Annotated in this window: 17 protein-coding genes; 7 read left to right on the top strand and 10 right to left on the bottom strand. The window is 44.7% G+C overall.

Features of this window, described 5'->3' with window-relative positions:
- Positions 1-61 precede the first annotated feature (61 nt).
- From gspF to gspC, 4 genes are read right to left on the bottom strand one after another with little or no spacing between them, the layout of a single operon-like run.
- Positions 62-1,288 carry a type II secretion system inner membrane protein GspF gene (gene gspF / locus L1286_RS19105; RefSeq protein WP_235408623.1) on the bottom strand — a complete coding sequence of 409 codons (1,227 nt, stop codon included), beginning with the start codon at positions 1,286-1,288 and terminating at the stop codon, positions 62-64.
- Entirely contained in the window at positions 1,288-2,841 is a 1,554-nt protein-coding gene (gspE, locus tag L1286_RS19110; protein ID WP_268832609.1) for a type II secretion system ATPase GspE, read from the bottom strand. The genes gspF and gspE overlap by 1 nt, the downstream gene beginning before the upstream one ends.
- Positions 2,834-4,894: a type II secretion system secretin GspD gene (gene gspD, locus L1286_RS19115; RefSeq protein WP_235408624.1), complete on the bottom strand. Its 2,061-nt coding sequence runs from the start codon at positions 4,892-4,894 to the stop codon at positions 2,834-2,836. Before gspD ends, gspE begins: the two co-directional genes overlap by 8 nt.
- Positions 4,895-4,922: 28 nt before the next feature.
- Positions 4,923-5,819: a type II secretion system protein GspC gene (gspC, locus tag L1286_RS19120; RefSeq protein ID WP_235408625.1), complete on the bottom strand. Its 897-nt coding sequence runs from the start codon at positions 5,817-5,819 to the stop codon at positions 4,923-4,925.
- Positions 5,820-6,082: 263 nt separating this feature from the next.
- On the opposite strand from gspC, the gene hslR reads away from it, so the two are divergent.
- From hslR to L1286_RS19135, 3 genes are all read left to right on the top strand, one after another.
- Positions 6,083-6,493, top strand: coding sequence for a ribosome-associated heat shock protein Hsp15 (hslR, locus tag L1286_RS19125; RefSeq protein ID WP_235408626.1), 411 nt, complete (start codon positions 6,083-6,085; stop codon positions 6,491-6,493).
- 10 nt (positions 6,494-6,503) lie between these two features.
- Positions 6,504-7,349 carry an Hsp33 family molecular chaperone HslO gene (hslO, locus tag L1286_RS19130; RefSeq protein WP_235408627.1) on the top strand — a complete coding sequence of 282 codons (846 nt, stop codon included), beginning with the start codon at positions 6,504-6,506 and terminating at the stop codon, positions 7,347-7,349.
- 261 nt (positions 7,350-7,610) lie between these two features.
- Positions 7,611-9,149 carry a phosphoenolpyruvate carboxykinase gene (locus L1286_RS19135; RefSeq protein ID WP_235408628.1) on the top strand — a complete coding sequence of 513 codons (1,539 nt, stop codon included), beginning with the start codon at positions 7,611-7,613 and terminating at the stop codon, positions 9,147-9,149.
- Between the two features lie 223 nt (positions 9,150-9,372).
- Here L1286_RS19135 and envZ read toward each other — a convergent pair whose 3' ends face one another.
- Both envZ and ompR read right to left on the bottom strand, forming a co-directional pair.
- Entirely contained in the window at positions 9,373-10,674 is a 1,302-nt protein-coding gene (gene envZ, locus L1286_RS19140) for a two-component system sensor histidine kinase EnvZ (protein WP_235408629.1), read from the bottom strand.
- The gene (gene ompR, locus L1286_RS19145) at positions 10,674-11,393 is read right to left on the bottom strand and encodes an osmolarity response regulator transcription factor OmpR (protein WP_063373335.1); all 720 of its coding nucleotides are present in this window, start codon (positions 11,391-11,393) and stop codon (positions 10,674-10,676) included. The genes envZ and ompR overlap by 1 nt, the downstream gene beginning before the upstream one ends.
- Before the next feature lie 149 nt (positions 11,394-11,542).
- Here ompR and greB point away from each other — a divergent pair, with 149 nt between their 5' ends.
- A complete protein-coding gene (greB, locus tag L1286_RS19150; protein ID WP_235408630.1) occupies positions 11,543-12,016 on the top strand; it encodes a transcription elongation factor GreB in 474 nt (157 codons plus the stop codon).
- A gap of 85 nt (positions 12,017-12,101) precedes the next feature.
- Positions 12,102-14,435: a Tex family protein gene (locus L1286_RS19155; protein ID WP_235408631.1), complete on the top strand. Its 2,334-nt coding sequence runs from the start codon at positions 12,102-12,104 to the stop codon at positions 14,433-14,435.
- 54 nt (positions 14,436-14,489) lie between these two features.
- Here the strand turns inward: L1286_RS19155 and L1286_RS19160 are convergent, their stop codons facing one another.
- The 3 genes from L1286_RS19160 to bioH all read right to left on the bottom strand — a co-directional run bounded on the left by L1286_RS19160 (position 14,490) and on the right by bioH (position 16,556).
- Complete coding sequence (locus L1286_RS19160) at positions 14,490-15,404, bottom strand: putative metalloprotease CJM1_0395 family protein (protein ID WP_235408632.1); 915 nt, start codon at positions 15,402-15,404, stop codon at positions 14,490-14,492.
- A 2-nt stretch (positions 15,405-15,406) separates the two neighbouring features.
- Positions 15,407-15,715 carry a hypothetical protein gene (locus L1286_RS19165; protein ID WP_235408633.1) on the bottom strand — a complete coding sequence of 103 codons (309 nt, stop codon included), beginning with the start codon at positions 15,713-15,715 and terminating at the stop codon, positions 15,407-15,409.
- Between the two features lie 103 nt (positions 15,716-15,818).
- The gene (bioH, locus tag L1286_RS19170; protein WP_235408634.1) at positions 15,819-16,556 is read right to left on the bottom strand and encodes a pimeloyl-ACP methyl ester esterase BioH; all 738 of its coding nucleotides are present in this window, start codon (positions 16,554-16,556) and stop codon (positions 15,819-15,821) included.
- 57 nt (positions 16,557-16,613) lie between these two features.
- Here bioH and L1286_RS19175 point away from each other — a divergent pair, with 57 nt between their 5' ends.
- A complete protein-coding gene (locus L1286_RS19175) occupies positions 16,614-17,291 on the top strand; it encodes a ComF family protein (protein WP_235408635.1) in 678 nt (225 codons plus the stop codon).
- 1 nt (position 17,292) lies between these two features.
- Here the strand turns inward: L1286_RS19175 and L1286_RS19180 are convergent, their stop codons facing one another.
- Positions 17,293-19,827, bottom strand: coding sequence for a M14 metallopeptidase family protein (locus L1286_RS19180; RefSeq protein ID WP_235408636.1), 2,535 nt, complete (start codon positions 19,825-19,827; stop codon positions 17,293-17,295).
- Between the two features lie 144 nt (positions 19,828-19,971).
- On the opposite strand from L1286_RS19180, the gene nfuA reads away from it, so the two are divergent.
- On the top strand, positions 19,972-20,547 hold the full coding sequence (nfuA, locus tag L1286_RS19185; protein WP_235408637.1) for a Fe-S biogenesis protein NfuA: 576 nt from the start codon (positions 19,972-19,974) through the stop codon (positions 20,545-20,547).
- Positions 20,548-20,549: the final 2 nt, after the last annotated feature.

Genomic DNA, 20,549 nt, shown 5'->3' on the forward strand with positions numbered 1-20,549 from the left:
GCTGTTTGCATTACACTGCGCTTCACGCGGCGTTGCTTGCGTTTATCTTTAAATTATTTGACTACAGGCCTATCGCTTTGTTCATTGCCATAATTGGCTGAAGTATCGCCATGACAATAAACAGAACAATCAGTGCCATACTGGCAATCATTGCAGGCTCTAGTAGTTTCAGTGAAACGTTAACCATACTCTCGAATTCCTTGTCTTGGTTATTGGCGGCTCTTTCAAGCATTTGTTCCAGTTCACCTGACTTTTCACCACTGGCAATCATATGCAGCATCATGGGTGGAAATAGTTTGGTTTGATGTAGTGCAGCTTTAAGACTGGCGCCTTCACTTACATGTGTTGCCGCCTCTGCTACCGCTGCTTTTATTTTTTCGTTTTCAAGTACTTGGCCCGAAATTTTCATTCCTTCTAATAAAGGCACCGCACTTGATGACAAAATACTTAATGTTCTTGCAAATCTCGCGGTATTGATACCACGGCTGATTTTACCAATACCGGGCATTTGTAATAATTTGGTGTCATACCAAAAGCGTGCTTTGGGACGTTTTAACGTTTGCTGAATGGCCACGATTAACCCAACTAAAGCGATCGTTGCTTGCATCCAAAAATCCTGTACGAAATGACTGGCTGCCAACACCCACTCTGTTGTCCAAGGTAAAACCTGGTTAGATTTTTCAAAAGACTTTAATATTTCTGGTACCACAGTCCCCAGCAACACCGACACAATCGCAATAGCAAACACAACAAGAATCGTTGGATATACCATCGCCTGTGTGATTTGACTGCGCATGTACTGACGCTGTTCAGTGTAATCAGCCAGACGATTGAGGACTTCATCTAGGTGACCAGACTTTTCACCAGCTGCCACCATTGAGCGGTATAAATTATCAAATACATGAGGGAATTCAGACATGCCATCAGCAAGGGTATAGCCTTCAACAACCTTTGAGCGAACAGCCATTAACATGCGCTTTAAACGCGGCTTTTCACATTGTTCAGCCACTGCCATAACTGCGGCCTCAACAGGTAACGAAGACTGAATAAGCGTTGCGAGTTGCCTCGTGATTAGTGCAATATCACTGACTGACGGCTTGTAGCCTCTCGAGAAGCTAAAGCCACCACTGGCTTGAGACTTTTCTTTCTCTGCAGCGGGTTCCACATCCAATGGCATCATGCCCTTTTCACGCAGCATTTGCCTAACTTGCTTGGCAGTATCCGCTTCTAAAATACCTTTTTTTTCTTTACCCTTCGCGTCTAATGCACGATATTCAAATGCAGCCATTACCCTTCCTCACGCGTTACTCGCATGACTTCCTCAAGTGTTGTTTGCCCGTCTAAAACTCGAGCAATACCATCTTGGCGGATACTGGGACTGTGTTTGCGAATATATTTCTCTACCGCTTGTTCACCTTTACCATTGTGGATCAACTCACGAATATGCTCGTCCACGACCAATAGTTCATGGATGCCGGTTCGGCCTTTATAACCATTAAAGTTACATTCTTCACAACCTACAGCACGGAAGATAGTGGTGTTAGCATCTTTATCCACCCCCAATAACTCACATTCACGCTCATCTGCTAAATGCGGCTCTTTACAGCTCGGGCAAAGGGTACGAACTAAGCGCTGTGACAATACACCGAGTAATGAAGAGGACAACAGGAACGGTTCAACGCCCATATCTTCCATACGGGTAATCGCACCAGATGCCGTATTGGTGTGCAACGTCGACATAACCAAGTGACCGGTTAAGGACGCTTGTACAGCAATTTGACCCGTTTCTAAGTCCCGGATCTCACCCACCATCACAACATCAGGGTCTTGACGTAAGATAGCACGAAGGCCTCTTGCAAACGTCATATCTACCTTTGGGTTTACCTGTGTTTGACCAATGCCTGGGATCTCATACTCGATCGGGTCCTCGACCGTTAGAATATTTCGATCTTTAGAGTTGATCTGCGTCATCCCCGCATACAGCGTTGTACTTTTACCCGACCCTGTCGGGCCAGTAACTAAAATAATTCCGTGCGGTTTAGCGATAATTTCTGAGAACAATTCACGGTTGCGCTCTGTCATGCCCAGATCTTCAAGGTTTAAGCGCGCATTGTTCTTATCTAATAGACGTAATACAACACGCTCACCAAAACTTGAAGGCATTGTGGATACACGGACATCGACGGCGCGCCCTGCGATTCTTAAACTAATACGGCCATCTTGCGGTACCCGTTTTTCAGCAATATCAAGCTTTGCCATTACTTTAATACGAGATACTAGAAGTGATGACAACTTACGATTAGGCTGCAATACCTCTTTCAAAACACCATCGACTCTGAAACGAATAACCAACGCGGTTTCGAATGTTTCAATATGAATATCAGAAGCACCTTCTTTGATTGCTTCACTTAACATTGCATTGATCAGCTTAATGATAGGCGCATCGTCATCGGCCGCGAGCAAATCTTCTGTCTGTGGCATCTCTTCTGCCAATGAAAACAGATCCACTTCGTTACCAATGTCTTCCATCATCTGTTGTGTTTCTGAGCTGTCACGTTGGTAAGCGGCTTCCAGTAACAATTCAAATTTTTCTTCATCGATGATTTCTACACAGAAGCTCGCCCCTGCAACTCGGCGTACTTCCAGCAATGCATCCAAAGACACAGTCCCTTTATGAAATACTTTTAGCCCTTTTGGGTCATCGCTGAGCAATACACCTTCACGACGAGCAAAAGAGAATGGCAGCCTCAGCTGTGCCTGCTCCTCAAACACTTCTTCTGCAGCGGCGGAGACTTCACTTTCGACTGGCGCCTCTACAACACTTAAGTTGGCATCAGTCATCTTTCTTCTCGTTTTGTTGGTGTAAGTATTCTTCATACGTTGGTGGAAGTACCATCGCATCATTCCACTCAGGCAGTACTGGCGCATCTTCAAACGGCATTAAGTCAATCCCATCGTCATGCTTCTTCAACTGTTCATTACGGATAAACTTGTACTTAGCATGGCTCAATTCATTCATGCTACGGCTATCACGTACAATCGTTGGACGGATAAATACCAACAGGTTACGCTTACGCTTGCTTGTATTAGTTGACTTAAATAAGTGCCCTAGAATAGGGATATCACCCAATAGAGGTACCTTAGACACACTTTCTTGTACGTCTTCATCAATTAGGCCACCTAAAATCACCATGCCACCATCATCAGCAATGACGGTTGTGTTAATCGCACGTTTGTTCACAGAAATATCAACAGACGTTGCACCACTGACACTAGAAACCTCTTGTTCAATCGTCAATTGAACGGCTGTGCCATCGTTGATTTGTGGGGTCACTTTTAATTTGATACCCACTTCTTGACGGTCCACAGTCTGGAATGGGTTAGAGTTATTGTCACCTGCCGCAGAGCCGGTAATAATTGGTACTTCTTGACCCACAATCATGGACGCCTCTTCATTGTCCATTGTGGTTACTGACGGCGTCGCAAGGATGTTAGAATTGGTGTCCGTTGAAACCGCTTGAATGATCGCACCCCAGTCATTTTTAACAACGCCCGCAGCTAAACCGTTCACACCACCAAGCAGCTGTCCCAATGCGTTTAAATCCCCTTCTACGGTTTCTTCGAAGTCATTTAGCTCCGCATTTTCACCAGTAACCGTTCTTTTAATCGTTTTGTCTCGGGCCTGTTCGGCAGCAACGGCCAATGCACCAACTGGTACGGTTGTCCCGTTATTGAATTGCAACATACCACCTTGCTCAGTGATCCACTGAAGGCCAAAGTTGATGCCGTCGCCTTCGAGTACTTCAACAACAATCGCCTCAACCAATACTTGTGCACGACGTACGTCTAATTTCTCAATGACGTTTGCTAATGAACGCATCGTATCTGGTTGAGCGGTGATCACTAAAGAGTTGGAATCAGCGTGCGCTTCAATGCTGGTTTCATTGCGATTGCTACTGCGTGTCCGCGTTGCTTTACCGCCCCCTTGCGCTTCTTCCTGTAAAGTTTTACTAACGCCCTGAAGGACTTTTACCAAGTCTTCTGCTTTGGCATAGTTAAGATAGAAGACTTGCGTGTTACCTTGATTTTCGAGCTCATCATCAAGACGTTTAATTAGTTCAATTGCTTTGGTACGCGCTTGGCTTTCACCACTCACAACAACACTGTTAGTCCTACCGTCGGCAACAATTTTAGGAATAAGAAACTCAGGTACTCGGCCTTTGCCTGTATCTTTATAAATTTTTTCAACTACCTGAACCACATCATCCGCCGTAGCGTGCTTCAATCGAACGATATCTACACGTTGGTCACCCGCCTGATCAACAGATTTGATGATGTTTACTAATCGGTTTACCGATGCCGCATGCCCCGTCAGCATCATTACGTTGGCAGAGTTAAAGTTTGTTACGTGACCACCATCTTTTTGATCACTAAACTGACGGATCAATGGACCCAGCTCTTGAACTGATACGTTTTTAACTTCAACAACACGGGTGATCATGACATCTCCGTCACCTTCACTGTTGTCATTAACCAGAGGAACGTTAGATTTTTTAGCATCAGAGCTACGCACGACTTTCATAATGCCATTTGGCATTTCTACAACCGAGTAACCGTAAACTTCTAATACACTTAAGAAAAACTGATAGTACAGCTCTTCATCCATGAGTTCGAAACTTCGAACATTGATATTGCCGCGCACATTAGGGTCGATGATGATTGTTTTATTGAGTGTTTTTCCTACGATGAGGATAAACTCATTTATGTCGGTACCCTTGAAGTTTGCCGCATACTCAACAGCAGAAACAGACAATGACAAACCAGCCGCAAACAACAGAGCTGCATATTTAGCTAACCCTTTTCTGATTCTTGTGAGGTGTAGCTTTCTACCCATTATTCTTAAACTCCAAAATTAGTGTCTTTTACAGGCTAAATTGCACATCTAAGATGCGGCCATCGCGTTCTATTGTTATGTTAGCATCTGTGCTCTCTCTGAGCTCATTCATTGCCGTCATAGCCTGTTTCATATCCGTGAGTTGGTAACCATTAATAGCAATGGCTAGATCGTTATTTTTTAGCCCCATCTTTTTGAAAAGTTCGGGATCTTTACCTGGACGTAGACGATAACCAACTAATTGGCCATTGCGACGCTCTGGCGAAATTCTTATATAATCAAATAGTTTACCTGGTTCATTGAGTAGCTCTTGGCGACGCTGAGCCAGCTCCGAACGCGTGTCCTCACTGATTTTTCTAGACTTGGGTTCTGAATTGCGCTTTGGAGTCGTTGGCATCGCGACTTTTTGAGTAAAATCCAAGCCGTCCAACATTAATGTTTCAAAACGCCCACTTACATCCAAAATAACGCGATCTGGTAATACTTGCGCTAATTTTGCTCGAGTGCCTTTTATAGCGTCTTGCACTAAGTAAGTTTCTTGACGCCCTTGAGATTCTATAATTGCCAGACCCGCTACGTCATTTTGGCTAACCGCTACAATCCCCGTTAAGCGCACATTTAATTGAGTTTCTGGGGCATTAGAAATCACAGGCTGAGGCTTTGCTTCGGCCTTTGGCTTTTCATTCGCTTTACCAAAAATATGCTGTGCCAAAATAGCGCTACTATTTACTGCTTGCTGTGAACTTTGGGTATGAATTGGGGTGGTGGAAATAAGCTTCGTTTCTGATTTTGGCCAGAGTAGCCAAAATAGCTGGGAGAGAAGAAATGCAATATATACAACAGCCAGAAACACCACGGCGCGACTGAGTTTCGCATGGGGTAAGCCTTGTATTATCTTTTGTAACTGTTGTATCTGTAATTCCATATAAAATTTCTTTAATGAGACTTTTTCTTATTCTGTTGAGCGCCTCAGTGTACCGTTTCAACCTCGATTCAACAAGCGCCCAAATATGAAACTTTAATTTAATCGGTACAAGGTATGACACGAAGCAAATGAACACAACATTAACCATTTGTTCAGACTTCGATGAAGTACCTTCCCTGCCTACGGCGGTGCTATGCTTTTTTTGGCGGTCAAAATATGATAAGTTTCGCCTCTGAGCAAGATGCCAATATAGTTAACGAATTGTGACAAAAGTCAACCCAGAAAACAACCAAGATGATTTGAAAGTCAGATTGGACAAGTGGCTTTGGGCTGCGCGATTTTATAAGACGCGTACAATCGCCCGTGAAATGATCCAAGGCGGCAAAGTGAGATACAATGGCCAACGCTGTAAACCGAGTCGCACTGTTGATGTCGGTGCCAAAATAGAATTGGCGCAGGGTCACGACGAAAAACATATCACCGTTTTGAAGTTAATGGAAAAACGCCAAGCTGCGCCGATTGCACAAACTCTCTATGAAGAATCAGCAGAGAGTATTGAAAAGCGCGCGCAAAACGCCATAGCCAGAAAAAATAATAGTTTCTTTGCTCCACGTCCGGAGCATAAACCAGATAAAAAGCAGCGCCGTGAGCTGCTTAAACTGAAATCAAATTAGGGTCTCTTAGATGAAACAAGATTTACTTCATCGCTATATTTTTGACGATCTCGACGTACGAGGCGAACTCGTGCAGATCGAGCACACATTAAAAGATATCGTAGCGGGTCATAACTACCCAGCAGAAGTGCAAACTTTACTTGGAGAGCTATTAGTTGCATCAAGCTTGCTAACAGCAACTTTAAAGTTTGAAGGTGATATCGCTGTTCAGCTCCAAGGAGACGGTCCAGTTAAATACGCGGTCATCAATGGCAACCATCAGCAAAATATGCGCGGTATTGCCCGAGTAGAAGGCGCAATCAATGGATCAGCTATTAGCGATTTAATTGGTAAGGGGCACATGATCATCACCATCTCACCAGAGAAAGGTGAACGTTATCAAGGTGTCGTACCTTTGACTTCTGATTCTTTAGCAAAATGTCTTGAAGACTACTTTATGCAATCTGAGCAGCTGCAAACGCGTTTGTGGTTTGCCACCGACATCAATGAAACGTCAGTGAAAGCTGCCGGCTTATTCTTGCAGGTGCTTCCTGTCAATAAAGAGAAGTCGCAAAGTGATTTTGAACATTTAGAAGCAATCAGTGACACCATTAAAGATGAAGAGCTGTTAGAATTAGATGCACAAACAGTATTAACGCGCTTGTATCACGAAGACAACCCTAAGCTGTTTGAGCCACAAGCGGTGAACTTTGTATGCGGATGTAGCAGAGAGAAAACCATCAGTGCCTTAGTAAATGTTGGTCAAGCTGCGTTATTGGAAGATATAGAACAGCACGGTGAAGTTAAACTAAGCTGTCATTATTGTCTGACTGATTACCGTTTTTCTGAACAAGACATCAAGTCAATTTTTAATTAAATAAGGTACATCTTGTTTAATTTAATGAAAGCCGCTTTTTTGGCGGTTTTTTATTACAAAAATATGATACCGGTGTCATTTTAAAGTGACTTTTCATGACACCGGTATCATTGAAATTATTCACTTTTTTTGACAAAAAATTGCAATTTCTCCCCCCTTTAGGGCTCGAATATCACAAATGCTTCTGTTAGTATGAAATCAAGCTTTAGGTACTAAATTAACCAGAGCTATCCCGTTCAATTCTCACATTTAGGTAAAAACATGACTTCAAGCGCTACTCGTTTTGTCGATTTAACTGCAGCTGAACTTGTCGAACACGCCATCTCGCGTGGTGAAGGGACTTTAGCAGCTAATGGAGCTTTTGTAGCAAAAACAGGCCGCCGCACAGGTCGTTCGCCAAACGACCGTTTTATCGTTAAAGAGCCAAGCACTGAAAATGATATCCAATGGGGCAATGTAAACCGCCCATTCGATGCAGAAAAGTTTGATGCGCTATGGGCACGTGTAGAAGCACACGTACACAGCAACGACCACTTTGTCTCTCACTTAGAAGTTGGTTCAGATCCAGAGCACTATTTACCAGTTGTGGTTACAACTGAAACTGCATGGCACCATATCTTTGCGAAGAACATGTTTATCGAACCTAGCAAATACAATGCTGCTGATTTACCCCAATGGCAGGTAATGAATGTACCTTCATTTGTCTGCGATCCTGAGCGAGATGGCACAAACAGTGATGGCACTGTCATTATCAACTTTGCAGAACGCAAGGTGCTAATCGCAGGTATGCATTACGCCGGTGAAATGAAGAAATCAATGTTCTCTGTGCAGAACTTCCTACTACCAGCTAAAGGTGTATTACCAATGCACTGTAGTGCAAACGTTGGGGAAGCGGGCGATACAACATTATTCTTCGGTCTTTCAGGCACTGGTAAAACAACACTTTCTGCAGACCCTAAACGTTTTCTTATCGGTGATGATGAGCACGGTTGGGCACCAGGTAGCGTATTCAACATTGAGGGTGGTTGTTATGCAAAGTGTATCGACCTATCTCAAAAGAATGAGCCGGTTATCTGGAATGCAATTAAGTTCGGTACAATCCTAGAGAACGTGGTACTAGACGAAAACCGCGTACCTGACTTTGCCGATACCAGTCTTACACAAAATACACGTGCCGCTTACCCGCTAGAGCATGTTGAAAAGCGCAAAGTTGAGAACCGTGCAGGTGAACCACGTGCCGTCGTCTTCTTAACCTGTGACGTAAGTGGTGTGTTACCACCTGTTTCTATCTTGTCAGAAGAAGCCGCTGCATATCACTTCTTAAGTGGTTACACTGCGAAAGTTGGTTCAACAGAAATCGGCTCAACGTCTGACATCGAGTCAACGTTCTCAACGTGTTTTGGTGCGCCATTCTTCCCTCGTCCAGCAGGCGTGTACGCAGAGCTACTAATGAAGCGTGTACGTGAGTTCGGTGCAAAAGTATACCTTGTAAACACGGGTTGGACTGGTGGTCCTTACGGTGTGGGTAAACGTTTTGACATCCCAACGACACGTGCTGTGATTGACGCTATCGTTAACGACACACTTGAAGGTGTTGAAACACAACATATTGAGGCACTTAACCTAGACGTTCCAGTGTCAGTTGAAGGTGTTGATGAGAAGCTGCTTAATCCAATTAACACTTGGGAAGATAAAGACAAATATAACGAGTACGCGGCAAAACTTGCAGCGGACTTCAAAGCGAACTTCGAGAAATACGACGTATCTGACACAATTAAGTCAGCAGGTCCTCGTGGCTAATCGCTAACTCGATTCCTTTATCAAAAGCGCCCCTCGTTGGGCGTTTTTTTGTGCGTATTGTTTAATAGCTAAATTAGACTGAGTAATTTTGAAAAGTGTAACTTTCACTGCACCTCGCGCAGTCTAATTAGCAAAGTCTTTGCACTAACCGTACTGTGAAAAAAGTCATTGAGAAATGACAGCACTGAACATTAATCAGTGCTGTATAAGTGATAGGTCAGGTCTAGCTTTTCTTAGCCACAGGCAATCGTACCTCAGCGCACAACCCACCTTCTTTGCGGTTAGAAAGCGCCACAAGTCCCCCATGCGTCGTAACAATACGTTTGATAATAGCGAGTCCCAAACCACTGCCCTCAGAGCCTCTGGCTTGATCCCCTTGCTGGAAAGGTTCAAATACAGACTCAAGCTCCGCTTCAGGAATACCTGGCCCACTGTCTTTTACTTGTATAATGACCCACTTTTTCTCCAGTAATGTCACAACCTCAATGTCTTCGCTAGAATAGCGAATCGCATTTTCAATCATGTTGGTGATCACGCGTTTTAAAGCCACTGTATTCATCAAAATAGAAGGTAAACTGGGTGCCATGGTAAAGTTGATGACACGTTTGTGCTGTTGTTCAGCATGCACAACTTCTTCCACTAAAGCATTCACATCGTCTAAATTCATTTCTCCGCTACTGTGGTGGCGTAGATACTCAATAAACTGGTCAATGATGGCATTCATATCTTCAATGTCGTCGATAATCCCTTCTTTGAGATAATCTTCTTCGTCCGACATCATTTCTGTTGCCAGCCGGATCCGGGTTAATGGTGTACGCAAATCATGTGACACGCCCGCCATAAGTAGTCGCCTGTCACTTTCCAGTGCTGCAATCCCTTTCGACATCTGATTAAATGCGCGTGTTACTTCAATCACTTCAGTAGAACCTTGCTCCACCAAGCGCATTGAAAAATCCCCAGCGCCCACTCGGCTTGCAGCCGTCTGCAGCGCTCGTAAGGGTCGGTTTAAATGACGCGCAAACAACCACCCACCCAACACACTTAGGAAGCCGATACTGGATAAATAGAATACGAGGAACTCGAGTTTGGTTTCTGAAAAGCCGGACAGCGGTACCCTCACCCAGTAACCCGGCGCTTGAGGTGCTTCTACCCAGTAAACCACCGGATCTCCTTGGCTAATACGAACTCTGGCAGAACCATTAAGTTGCTCTGACATGCTACGCGAAAGCAGATTATACTCTCTCGCTTGACCTAGCCCATTGCGATAAGCCTCTTTTTGAGACATTACATCAATGCCGGTTATTTCAAAGAACTTTTTAGACAGCTCAGAGTCAACTTCAACCCCTTCTTCCCAATCAATAAACACGGTTTTGACCTGTTTAGCCAACATCAGGTTTACTTGTTCAAAAGTGGGTTTGAAAACATATAGCGTCACCGTGATATAAGAAACAATTTGGTTGATCAACAGTAACGCAGCTACGAAAAAGACCGTTTGGCCAAAGGCACTACGCGGAAAAATGCCCATTACTTCTCGCCATCTGGCACAAATACATAGCCCAAGCCCCAAACGGTTTGAATATATCTTGGGTTAGAAGCGTCTTCTTCAATCATGCGGCGCAGTCGAGACACTTGTACATCGATGCTGCGTTCTAGCGCACTGTAATCTCGTCCACGAGCCAAGTTCATGAGTTTATCTCGGCTTAAAGGTTCTCTAGGATGACTGACTAACGCTTTCAATACCGCAAATTCACCGCTGGTTAATGCAATGGTTTCATCCCCTTTTTGCATTTCTCTCGTCGCCAGATTTAACCGGAATATACCGAATTCCACTTCATTCTCTTGAGTTGCTGGTGCACCAGGTACTTCTTTGGTTTTTCTTCTTAAAACTGCTTTTATCCGTGCCAACAACTCTCTAGGGTTAAATGGTTTGGGCAAGTAATCATCAGCGCCCAATTCCAGCCCTATGATACGGTCTACTTCATCGCCTTTGGCTGTTAACATCACGATCGGGATTTCATTTTCTTTTTGACGTAGGCGTCGGCAGATAGAAAGGCCATCTTCACCGGGTAACATCAAATCAAGTACCATTAAATGGAAGTTTTCGCGCTCTAGTAACCTGTCCATCTGCTCTGCGTTTGCAGCACTTCTGACGATAAAGCCCTGCTCGACAAGATAGCGTTCCAAGAGGCTGCGTAGCCGCATGTCATCATCGACCACGAGCACTTTCGTTGTTTCATTTCCCATATGATTCTTCTTGTTATCTCTATAATATTGGTTAAATATAATTGAAATTTAGCTGCTTAGACACCATAACATACAGATTAGATTGTTACTGAAAGTTACAATTACACCAAACATATGTACCCATATAGGGTTAATTGATACGACAAACTATGAAAACTAACTTGATCACGCCAGAAGGTTACCGAAAACTGCAGCAAGAGCATGACCACCTCTGGTTCGAAAAACGCCCTGAAATTACCAAAATAGTAAACTGGGCAGCTAGCCTTGGCGACCGTTCAGAGAATGCAGATTATACTTTTAATAAGCGTCTACTGAGGCAAATAGATCGAAGAGTTAGATATTTGCGAAAACGCTTACCTGATTTAAAAGTCATTGAATACAATCCTCAGCAAGCAGGTAAAGTGTATTTTGGCGCTTGGGTTGAGATAGAGAATGACGACGGTGAAACTAAGCGCTTTAGAATTGTCGGTCCTGATGAAATATATGAGCGCAATGACTATATTTCTATAGATTCTCCAATGGCAAGAGCGTTGTTAGGTAAAGCGATAGACGATGATTTTGTCGTTAAAACCCCTCAGGGGGAAGCCCAGTGGTATGTTAACCGAATTGAATATCAGGCCTGATCATACGTACTGAAATATGGTATGATGGCGCCCTAAGCTTAATTGAATTTTTAGCGTAGCTAATTGAACATTATAAGGATTTTGCATGAGCAACATCTCAGCTCGTTTAGCCCAGGAGCTAAATGCCTCAGAGCAGCAAGTGCTGGCAGCCACCACATTGTTAGATGAGGGCGCAACCGTACCGTTTATCGCCCGATATCGTAAAGAAGTCACCGGTGGACTCGATGACACACAACTCAGATTGCTCGAACAAAGGCTATCTTATCTTCGTGAATTGGAAGAGCGACGGGCATTTATAGTCAAAACTATTGAAGAGCAAGGTAAACTTTCCGCTCAGCTGGCAAGTGACATCGCAGCTGCAACAAGCAAAACAGAACTTGAAGACCTCTATCTGCCATATAAACCAAAGCGCCGTACTAAAGGCCAAATTGCGATTGAGGCAGGACTAGAGCCGCTTGCAGACCAACTTTTTGCAGACCCAAACTTACTTCCTAACCAATTAGCAGAAGACTTCATTAATACTGAAGCTGGGTTTGCTGACACAAAAAGCGTGTTAGAAGGCGCCAAGTTTATCCTTATGGAACGCTTTGCAGAAGACGCCAAATTACTCGCTAAATTCAGACGCCACATCACGGAAAATGCACAGCTGCAAAGTACTATCATTGACGGTCAACAAGAGAATGGCAGTAAATATAGAGACTATTTTGAACACAGTGAATTACTGAGCAAAGTGCCTTCACATAGAGCACTGGCAATGCTTAGAGCTCGCAACGAAGGGATTTTGCAGTTGACCATTAATCCTGAACCAGAGGCTGAGGATCATCAACAATTCTGTGCTCAAATGATTGCTGATCATTACGGGTTATCCATTTCAGGATCAGCGGCCAGCGAGTGGCTAATGACGGTTGTACAGTGGGCATGGAAAATCAAACTCGCTTTGCATCTAGAAAATGAATTTTTAGGTACTCTCAGGGAAAAAGCAGAAAGTGGGGCAATCGACGTTTTCGCGAAAAACCTGAAAGACCTGCTGATGGCCGCCCCCGCCGGTCCAAAAGTCACGATGGGCATTGATCCGGGTCTTAGAACAGGGTGTAAAATTGCCATTGTTGATGCCACAGGCAAACTGTTGTCTACCACAACCATATACCCACACGCGCCGCAAAATCACTGGGATAAGTCGATTCGTACCATTGAGCAACTGAGTCGTCAGCATAAAGTACAACTCATTGCCATTGGTAATGGCACAGCTTCTCGTGAATCAGATAAGCTAGTAGCGGAAGTAATAAAAGCAGCGTCAGATCTGCAACTGACTAAAATCATGGTCAGTGAAGCTGGCGCTTCGGTGTACTCAGCTTCTGAATTTGCGGCAAACGAGTTTCCGGATTTAGATGTGTCCCTACGTGGTGCGGTATCTATAGCACGACGCCTACAAGACCCATTGGCCGAGCTTGTGAAGATTGAGCCGAAGTCTATAGGCGTTGGCCAATACCAACACGATGTGTCACAAAGTCAGTTAGGCCTTGCACTGACTGCCGTGGTAGAAGACTGTGTAAACTCCGTCGGCGTTGATGTAAATACTGCGTCCGTACCTTTGTTAACGCGCGTGTCAGGACTGAACAAAACCCTCGCTAGTAATATCGTGAAATATCGAGATAGCAATGGTTCTTTTGGCAACCGAAAACAACTTAAAAAAGTTGAACGCTTGGGTCCGAAAGCGTTTGAACAGGCAGCTGGATTCTTGCGTATTCCAAATGGTGACGACCCATTAGATGCATCTGCGGTCCACCCTGAAGCTTATCCTGTTGTTAAGGAGATTTCTAAGTCTAGGGGCCTTGAAGTTCAGAGTATTATTGGCAATAGCGATGTACTCAAGCAATTGACACCGACTGACTTTGTGAATGAGAAATTTGGTTTGCCAACAGTGACCGACATTATTGGCGAGCTTGATAAGCCAGGCCGAGATCCTCGACCTGAGTTCAAGACCGCACAATTTAAAGCGGGCGTTGAAAAAATTTCTGACCTAGAGGTTGGCATGGTGTTAGAAGGTGTCGTCTCTAATGTGGCCAATTTTGGCGCTTTTGTCGATGTTGGTGTACACCAAGACGGGTTGGTTCATATCTCAGCTATTACAGACAAATTCATCTCAGATCCAAGAGAAGTCGTCAAAGCTGGTGACATTGTTAAAGTCAAAGTCATTGAAGTAGATGTCAGCAGGAAACGTATTAGCTTCACAATGCGACTGAATGACGCTACACCGGCTCCATCTGAGCACAATGCAGGTAAAAAGCCACACAGTAAGTCTTCAAATAACCAAGGCCGTAAACCCGAGCGTCGAGAAAATAAAGGTAATCGCCGAGATCAAGGAAACGCCGCAATGGGCAACGCTTTTGCAGAAGCGTTTGCTAAATTGAAAAAGTAATTAAATCGAACATGAAAAAGGAAGGTCGCAATACCTTCCTTTTTTGTCTGCGTCTTACACCGTAACTGAAAGCTGGGTAATATCATCCGCAGGGGAGGCTACTTGGTTATAAAAGCCTTCAATTCTCAGCGCGCGCGACTCAATCTCTGGATCTCTTTCGATCGGTAATGCCACTGCAAACGGATCAGCTTCTTGCTGAAGGCGCTTTCTTTCTAGCACTGGCTGCTCCGACTGCGCCGAGCCCGCTTCTGTTAAGCGTCGATTTTGAAACCCCTGCACTCTCCTAGACGGTTCGCTTCCCTCACCTTCACCACTTATTGATTGCTTCGCAAGTTCTGCTTGCGCTGAGGCGATCTTGGAAGTCGCATCCGCGGCAATCGCACGATCGGCACCGGAGGGCTCCGCCGGCGCTAATGCAGCGGCTCTGACGGTTTGCATTTTTTCGATAGTTTGTTGCGGGTCACCTTCGATAGGAGCCACATCGATCATGACCTGACCGCCAACTGCATAGTTGTTACCGTCAGGTCCACGTTGATAGTCATAGCTAGGAGCGCCAGCATATTGTCCACCGACTCGGGCATGGGCTTGTTCATGTAAACGCACTTCCCGATCCCTGTCTTTGAGCTCCATTATCTGTTGTTCATCTTGCTCTTGTTGGGCCTGCTCGCGTTCATCAGCCTGCTCTTCATTACGCTCTTTGCTCTGTTGCTCTGCAGTGTCTTCTTCACTGCCTTCTTTTATTGTTTTGTTTTCTCTTAGCTGACCCGTTGCGTCATAGGTATCTTGGTTTTCCTGTTGCGCACCGCGGGTTTTGTCATTATCTTGCAGGGATTTGTTTTCTGTAGACGAAGGCGCAACCGCTGCTGGTTTTGGGATTACCTCACGCAGTTCATTGTCACGCCTTGCTGTTTCGGTGTGAACATTGGCAGTATTTAAGTTTATCGCCGGTTGAGGCGTAACTATATTCATCACTACACTTTGATATCAATTAAAGTACCGAGCACTTCGTCCGCTGTTTGAATCGTTTGTGCGTTCGCCTTGGCATTGAACTCTTCGACTTTCAAATTAACCAAAGACTCGTCTATGCTAGGAGGTTGAGATACCGGCGCCGTCGCGGCTTCCTCTGGACGCGCAGCTTGCAGCTGCCGCTGTTGAGCCAACTGCTCATCGCTTTGCTGATCAACCGTAGCCCGATTAATATCAGCAGTCGCACGCTCGATATTCTGTTGCGCTCGGTTAAAACCTTCAACGCCTGCGTTGAGAACGTCTCCAATAGGCATAACACACTCCTACATACAATTTCACTAAGGTAATTATTGCTCATAATATATCCAAAATAAAGTAAAGACGGCAATTTTTTGCCGCCTTTACCATGGATAAATTTTAAAGGACTGATTTTAGGTAACTAATAAATTCTAGGCGGTGTGAAATAAATGGAGCATGAGACGCTTTTGGTAAGATTTTATACTGAAAAGATGGATTTATATGGCTCAATTTCATCGCCACGGTAGCGGGAACAAGCGCGTCTAAACGACCAAAAATGCCACTTACCGGACAATGCAATTCACTAAACACTTTTTTCAAGTCTGTCGTTTGCAAAATATCAAGCCCAGCACTCAGTGCACTATTTGAAGGCTCAGGTGCCTGCAATAATAATTCTTTAATCTGTTTAATGTCAGCTTTTGCATGCTCGCTGCCCATTGCTTGAATAGCTAAAAAGCGCTCTATTGTTTTACGGCTATCTTTGCTCAACTGAGCTTTAAACTGCGCCAATACTTCTGCTTTAATACCCGGCCATTGTTCTGATTCACAAAATTGCATGTTGGAAGAAACCAAAACCAGCTGCGACACTTTTTCGGGCCTCATTGCGGCCAGTTTAGTCGCAACCAATCCCCCCAATGACCAGCCAACTACAATACTATTGGGTTGAATATGCTCTTCAATGTGAAGGATGACAGCATCAAGGTCATAAGCGCCACTGGGCAGTGCCTCTCCGCCAAACCCTGGTAAGTTTAATGATCGAACAGGCCGATTAAGCGCAACAGACAGATCCGCAGCAACTAATTGCCAAACTTGCTGATTCATACCCCAACCGTGTATGAGTACAACTTCACTTTGCATATTTTTATACCTAAAGCCAAAATTAGCGATATGATAGCGATTCAAGGAATGAAAGCAATGTCACTTCTCCACTCTCTAAGAAAAGGATTTTTTCCATCACAGTGCCAGCTGTGCCAAACTGTGATTGATAAATCAGGCTTATGCCAAGCTTGTCACACCACCCTACCTCATATCGTACATGATGAGATAAATTTGCTAACGCGTCCCGATATAAATCGTATGTTTCATCTACCATATTGCGATGGGCTATCTGCATGTGCTTGGTATCAGGGTGCTATGTCAAACTGGTTAAAACAGGTGAAATACCACAATAATCGTGTGGCGACTAAAGTACTTAGGCAGCTAATCACAACACATTGGCACACGACTAACTTTGCTCGTCGAGTAGATATCGACGCATGTATTCTAGTTCCATTGGCAAATACTCGGCTAATTTTTAGGGGATACAATCAGGTTTATCAAACGTGGGCTCCGTTACTCACAGAGCAACGCTTTCCGATGCTAGATGCAATTGGTAAGCGAGCCACCAGATCTCAAGTTAATATGACCAAGCACGCTCGAACGCACAACGTCATGCAAGCTTACTTTATCAAGCATTCTCTCACCAAAAAACGCATCCTTTTAATAGACGATGTCATTACCACTGGCGCCACAATAAACTGCATTGCAGCACTCTGCAAAGCAGCAGGTGCCTCCCAAGTATGGGCTTATGCCACCTGCCTCACAGAAGTCTGACTTACTTCAACGCATTGGCGAAAAACAGCGCATTGTTCACCAGCTTACTCGTGCCATACCAATAACCTCGGAATACGGGGTTATCTGTCATTGCAATGGCAACTCCCTGACCGTATTCATCAGCGATAACAACGCTACTCGATGCGATTTGATCTACATTGCGCTGATCGGCATAACCGGATAGCAAAGGATTCGCGGTATATTTGAGTACACTGGTAAACGGCTGAGTATTGGGTTTCATGACCCATGTACTATTCTTAAAAACGGGTAAAATTTCATCTTCAAGCCCAAAAGCCAGCGGATGAGATAGATCCGCACGGGCATTGAAAATTGCGCCCGCGATCCGTTGCTGTGCAGCAAGTGACTCACGTGCAGAAAAGGGCATATCTGTAGACTCAAATTGAGCGCGCATCTCCTTTCTAGAAATCGTCTCTACATTGAGTAACTGCTGCTCAATAAGCCATTGCGCGCCACGCTTATGCCCCCAAATAATTCCGCCTTTTTTTACCCAAGAAAGGATGGCTGTTTTCACTTGTTGAGATAATCCTCGATAGCGGCCATCCACCATGATGATGTGTGTATAACGTGAAAGATCTGCCCGAGCTAGGCGATGCTGTTCAATCAGCGTCGGTGCAATTCCCAGATGCCTATCCAAGTGATACCACATTTCACCTACCTCATACTGGCTGGTCCCATGGCCCCCCACTAGAAGAACTTTCGGCTGAGTCAGCGGCATCATTAGACGCGAACCGAGGTCTATTCCCTGCGCAGTAAGTCCACTGCGAATTGCGAAAACCTCTAAAGGATATTGTTGATGTATTTCGGCAAAACGCGTTTGCCAATTCGCATTTGTTTGAACCCCCGCCGGAATGACAATCGTGCCAGGTGAGAAGGTGTGTTCACCTTTACCTGTGCGCGCAGAAAATGACTGTAGCGCCACTCGCGCATCAACGCCTTCTTTAAGTAATTGATTTAACAATTTTGGGGCTGTGTAGTCATCCCATAAAAATGCATAGGCATAGGCGCCTTTTTCCAGCTCCCGGTGCGTATGGCGCTGTAGTACTTGCCTAGGTTTATCAGCAATTTTTAGCCCCCAACGGCTCTTAATCGGCGTAAAGTTCAAATCAAACGCATAGGGCAGTGTCCACCCGGATACATCATAAAAGGTGTTATCATCGAAGCTAGTTCGCGTTGAAAACACGGCCTTAACCAAACGATATTGTGCTTGATTGAGAGGCACAAAGATATCTTCGGGTTGATATGTTTTGCCAGCAACTTTTATCGCTTTGGTGAGCGCATACATCTTAATTTGATGCTGATTGAGTAACTCAACAAAAGCTTCAAAGCGTGCTTTATCAGTGCCTTTTGAAACCACATACCCTTTTACATCTTCTTTATCTGCCAGCTTCTGGGCATCAAGATAAAAAGACTGCTGGTAAGCCATCAACGCGTCTTTATTGGCCATTGCCCCTTTAAATGTAGACAAAGACGTCAAAAGCTGGTTTTTAATGGTGCGATGAAAGTACAACTCACCATTAATTGATTCTTGCACATGACCGCGGCTACTGGCTTGTTCAAATAAAATGCCAACGGATCCATTGATGTCTGGATAGGTTGAGCCTTTGCCCACATAAAAGTCATCAAAACTTTCTTGGGTGAAATACAACTGCTGCTCCGCATCTAATGCTTCGGCATGATATTCAGCTAATTTGTGCGTCAATGTCTGATTCTGGGCTGGTGTAATCGGATGCGTTCTACTTGGGATACCGGGCTGGAAAAAATAACTACTGTTGGTGCCCATTTCATGAAAGTCGGTCAATACCGTAGGCTTCCAGCGGTGAAACTGCGCCACTCTTGCTTGAGATTCGGGGTGTTGTAAGAGTAACCAGTCACGATTTAGGTCAAACCAATAGTGATTAGTCCGCGACGAAGGCCATGCTTCAACATGTTCACGGTGAGCGGGATCTGCAGACAGAGTTTTCCCTCTGTTGCTGTTTGCCCAATGGGCAAATCGTGCTAAACCATCAGGGTTTAACGCCGGATCGAGCAATATAATGTTGTTTTCTAGCAACGCATCGATTTCCTTCCCCTGCGCCGCGGCTAAATAATAGGCGAGCAATATTGCTGCATTGCTGCCTGACGGCTCGTTACCATGCACACTGTAGCCCATCCACAGTACATTCGGCGACTGACTGCGATCGATATTGGCATTCAGACTTTCGAGGTGTGCTTGCCTGAGTTGCTCTAACTTCCCTTGGTTTTTTGCTGTCGTTACCGCTAACAAAATGAGTGGCCGGCGCTCATGACTATAGCCGATCGTAGAGACAGTGATTCGGGGACTTTGCTGTGCCAGCAAAGTTAAATAATTGACCAGTTGATCATGCCTCACATGCCACTGCCCAACTTCGTAGCCCAGCGCTTCGCTCGGTGTCGTAATATTTTGGTTAAACACTATATCGGATGGAAAATAGTAACTTAGCGGTTTTGCCTGACTGTAAAAGGCCAACAACCCAAGCAAGAACAACGTGATTCTCATAGCAACTCCGTCTTTTTAATCTTATCTTAAAGCTATCAACTCATACTATTTAGCCGCAAATTTTTACGCCCAACACTAGCTACAACAGGATGAGGGGGGTATCATAGGAAGTAACCGAGTAATTTAGTCAAGTATAGCCAGATTATGATCACAATTTCAGAATCCGCACAAACACATTTTGCAAAACTACTTAGCGATCAAGCTGAGGGGACCAGTATTCGAGTTTTTGTCGTCAACCCAGGTACTGCGCAAGCAGAGTGTGGCGTATCATATTGCCCAGCTGATGCCGTTGAAGACAGTGACCTTAGATTCAACTTTAATGGCTTTGACGCCATTGTTGATGCAGAAAGCGCCCCCTTTCTTGAAGAAGCTGAAATCGACTTTGTAACCGATAAAATGGGCAGCCAGCTCACTTTAAAAGCACCTAATGCCAAAGCTAAAAAGCTTAAAAGCGATGCAACGCTGGAAGAGCGTGTTGAGCATATGCTTGTGACTGATGTCAACCCGCAGCTTGCCAACCATGGCGGTCAAGTTAGCCTTGTTGAAATAACAGAAGAAGGCATTGCGGTACTGCAATTTGGTGGCGGTTGTAACGGCTGCTCCATGATCGATGTCACGCTTAAAGAAGGTATCGAAAAAGAAATGGTTGCCAAATTTGAAGAAATTACTGGCGTACGTGATATCACAGAACACGCTCGCGGCGATCATTCTTACTACTAAGT

Source organism: Pseudoalteromonas sp. SMS1 (genome assembly GCF_021530565.1).
Classification (GTDB): domain Bacteria; phylum Pseudomonadota; class Gammaproteobacteria; order Enterobacterales; family Alteromonadaceae; genus Pseudoalteromonas.